This window comes from Rhodococcus sp. NPDC057014 (genome assembly GCF_042673295.1).
Classification (GTDB): Bacteria; Actinomycetota; Actinomycetes; order Mycobacteriales; family Mycobacteriaceae; genus Rhodococcus_F.
In genome coordinates this window covers 1-2,441 of the sequence record NZ_JBHUSF010000579.1, presented here as the reverse complement: position 1 = coordinate 2,441, position 2,441 = coordinate 1, and the positions used below count along the sequence as shown (strand labels likewise).

Genomic DNA, 2,441 nt, shown 5'->3' with positions numbered 1-2,441 from the left:
GGCAATTGCCTGTGCGGCTGACGAATTGCTGTGAAACTACGGCGATGTGCGGCGCATCGCTCCGACGGGGTCGGAGTAGATGGCGCTCAGCGACACCACCGTCGAGGCGTACTCCTGCACCCGGTTGCCGAATCCGGAAATGCGAATGTCCCTGCGCTCCAGCGACGATGCCTGCGCGAACGCCTCCGCGACGTGCGGGATTCCGGCCGGGTACTCGGTGAACGCCTGACCGCCGAGGATCACACGGTCCGGGTTGAACAGGTCCCGCAGCATCGCGACCGTCTTGCCGAGCACCTGCGCACGTTCGACCAGGATCTCGTGCGCGGGAACGGAACCCGAGGATGCCGCCTTGTAGAGCGCGCTCATCGTCGGACGCTGGTTCGACTCGGGGAGGATGCCGGCGTCGAGCGCGGCGGAGATGACCGCGCGATCGCTGATCGTCGCCTCGAGGCATCCGCGTGAACCGCACGAGCACTGCGCCGACGAACCGGTCGGCAGGTGCGCGATGGAACCGGGACCGCTCGACGGGGTGTGAACGCGGCCGTCGATCGTGATCGCGATTCCGGCCGTCTCACGGGCGTAGAAGTACAGGCCCGTTTCGCCTTGCGCGACACCGTCTTCGCTGTCGGGGCTCAGCAGCAACTCGGATGCGGCCATCGCCTCGACGTGCGCCGCGACGGAGACGGGCAACCCGAGTCCGGTCGCGATGATGGCGCCGACCTGAGCGGACTTCCACCCCAGCCTGGGGTGGTCGACGACACCGGTCTGCGCATCGACGCGTCCGCCGAGCGCGACACCCGCCCACAACGGGCGACGACGGTGCCAGCGGGACGCGAAGGCCCGTGCGCTGCGGGCGATGCCGGTCAGCGCGTCGGCGGACGCGCCCTGCGGGGTGGGCACCTCGACCGCGCCGAGGACCTTTCCACGGAGGTCGCTGGCGATGATGCTGGTCACGACCGCACCGATGTGGATGCCCACGGTCAGGTACGGCTCGTGGTTGACCTCGAACGGAACACGCGGACGACCGATCGCGCCGGACGGCGTGAGGTCGCCGCGTTCGCGCAGCAACCCGAGGTCGAGGAGCGCCGACACCTGACGGTTGACGGTGGCGATGCTCAGCCCGGTCGCCTTCGCGGCGACGTCCCGCGACAGCGGCCCACGGGACCGGGCCACCCGCAGAACGCCGGCGGCGGGGCCGTCGCTGATCCGCAGTTCGGGAGGAACGATGTGCAGACGGGGTCGGGACACGGGCCGCTGGAATCGAGATGCGGATCCGGTCCGGGTAGGGCTGGAAAGGGTGGGGGTAGACACGTGGCAGTCCTTGCATGCGGAGGCGGTGCGCACCTTCGTCCGAACGCTGCATCGGTCCCGGGTGGAGATGGGGACGACCGAGGACGATCGATCAGGAGAAGACGGCGCTAATTAGCTGCAGATGCTGAGACAGCGACAACACAGTTCCCGCGCCAAGGGCAGCCGCGAACCCAGCGCGGAGGTCACGTAGGTGACCCGCGGAGCGGTCGACTGGCCTGAGGACATGTCACGAAAGTAGCAGCTTCGGTCGGTTTCACCAATCCGAAGGCGCGACGGCGTGTACCGGCGCGCCACCCCCTTCCCCAGTTCCCGCTGCTGCAGGGCGGCGGCATCCACAGCAATGGGAGACCGACGCCACTCTTGACGGCCGACCGTGTCTCACGACACAATACACCGGGATACCAACCGAACGTACGGTTATAGGAGCGAGATGTATCGATGTGATCGTCACTGGTCGGCACACCGGGTCCGGAGTTGTCGATGAAGACGACGAGGGCGGTGCTCGCCCTCGGAACGGGACTCACCGTGCTGCTGACGGCCTGCACGGCCACCGGAACGCAGGAGTCCGCCGCCGGAATCACCGTCAAACGGGACGGTTACGGAATCCCACACGTGTACGCCGACACCACGCGCGCGCTCTACTCCGGATACGGCTACTCCGTGGCCGAGGATCGCCTGTTCCAGATGGAGATGGCCAAGCGGTCGTCGATCGGCACGGCGGCCGAGGTGCTCGGACCCGACTACGTCGAGATCGACAAGACGGCGCGGGGGAGCATCGACCCGCAGTCGATCAAGGATCAACTCTCCCGACTGCCGCAGGACGAACGCGACATCTTCGACGGCTACGCCGAGGGGTTCAACAAGCGGATCGACGAGGTCGCCGCGGACCCGGATCACCTGATGCCGAAGCAGTTCCTGGACGGCGATTTCCGGCCGGAGCACTGGACCGGATACGACGTGGCGATGGTCTGGGTGCAGACCATGGCCAACAGGTTCTCCCAGTCGAGCAGTGAACTCGCGAACCTCCAGGTCCTGAAGAGCCTGCAGGCGAAGAACGGCGCGGAGAAGGGCCGGCAACTCTTCGACCAGCTGATCTGGGCCGAGGAAGACCCCACCGCCCCGACCACGGT

At 67.3% G+C, this 2,441-nt stretch carries 2 protein-coding genes; one reads left to right on the top strand and one right to left on the bottom strand.

What is annotated here, in order from left to right; all coding sequences use genetic code 11:
* Positions 1-36: 36 nt before the first annotated feature.
* Positions 37-1,311, bottom strand: coding sequence for an ROK family protein (locus ACFTZB_RS45040; RefSeq protein ID WP_378442415.1), 1,275 nt, complete (start codon positions 1,309-1,311; stop codon positions 37-39).
* Between the two features lie 480 nt (positions 1,312-1,791).
* Between ACFTZB_RS45040 and ACFTZB_RS45035 the strand changes: the two genes are divergently transcribed.
* Positions 1,792-2,441 (top strand): penicillin acylase family protein (locus tag ACFTZB_RS45035; RefSeq protein WP_378442413.1); only part of this gene is annotated, 650 nt, incomplete at its 3' end.